Source organism: Pseudomonas sp. HP_12, assembly GCF_055283955.1.
Map to the genome: position 1 here is coordinate 1 of NZ_JBTOQG010000043.1, position 1100 is coordinate 1100.

The following is a 1100-nucleotide window of genomic DNA, read 5'->3' on the forward strand; positions in this document are numbered from 1 at the left end:
CCTCGCCCCACCCCTTCCACCAAAAGCGCCGATAAAGAATGCTTCGTTCAAGCGACGATAGAAACAAGCCTGCGCCTCTGGGTGAAACCCCTCCAAGCCGTAAAACCTTAACGTGGAGAAGTGTCCATGGCAATGCACGTTTCGAAGTCAATCGTGGGCGTGGATGTCGCCAAAATTGAACTCGTTATTTACGAGCCAGATCAGGATTTGCTCACCTCGATAACCAACGACAAGCCCGCCATAAAGCGCTGGCTTAAAACGTTGCCGAGGCCCACCGCGATTGCAGTTGAAGCAACAAATGTTTATCACATCGACCTGATCGAGCTGGCTTATGAGGCGGGTTTCGACGTTTACATCATTGATGGCTATCAGCTGAGTAATTACCGTAAAAGTGTTGGCGTGCGCAGTAAAACGGACGCCTCCGATGCTCGTCTTCTTGCCCGTTATCTGAAAAACGAAGGCGAAGATTTACGCCCCTGGACTCCACCTCCCGCCGTCTACGGCAAGCTGCAAAGCCTTCTGCGGCGCAGGGCTTCGCTGGTTCAGGCCAAAACCAGCCTGACCCAGAGCTGGGCAAATGACGCCAGTTTGAAGGCTGTGTTCGCCACTTTTCTCAAGTCCGTTGAACGCCTGGACCTGCTGGTTCAGAAGAAACTCAAAGATGTATTGCGCGAAGCCGGCTTGCTGGAAGAAGTCGCTCGCTGCCAAGCGATCGAGGGTATCGGTTTTCTCACTGCAACCGCTTTGGTCATGGCGTACAACCGAGGCGACTTTAACAGCGGCGACTCTTTCATCGCTTTTTTGGGCATGGATCTGAGGGTGAGTGACTCGGGCCAAAAAAATGGCCGTAGATCCTTAACTAAGCGAGGGTGCTCGGAAGTTCGTCGATTACTGCACAACGCGGCCATGTCGGCCAGCCGATCAATTGCCTGGAAAGCGTTCTACAACAAACATCTGGGCAGTGGAAAAGCGACTACCCAGGTGCTTGTCATGCTTGGCCGCAAACTCGCTCGGATCGCGTTCTCCCTGATGAAAAATCAGAGCGAATATCAACCGAAAGGGGGGATTTTGGCTTGATGACAACCATAGAATCTCCCACA

General features: G+C 52.7%; 1 protein-coding gene. It reads left to right on the forward strand.

Annotated features, from left to right (window positions below):
• The first annotated feature begins 126 nt into the window (after positions 1–126).
• Positions 127–1077, forward strand: coding sequence for an IS110 family transposase (locus tag ACYASU_RS20370; protein WP_463583858.1), 951 nt, complete (start codon positions 127–129; stop codon positions 1075–1077).
• The last annotated feature ends 23 nt before the right edge of the window (positions 1078–1100 follow it).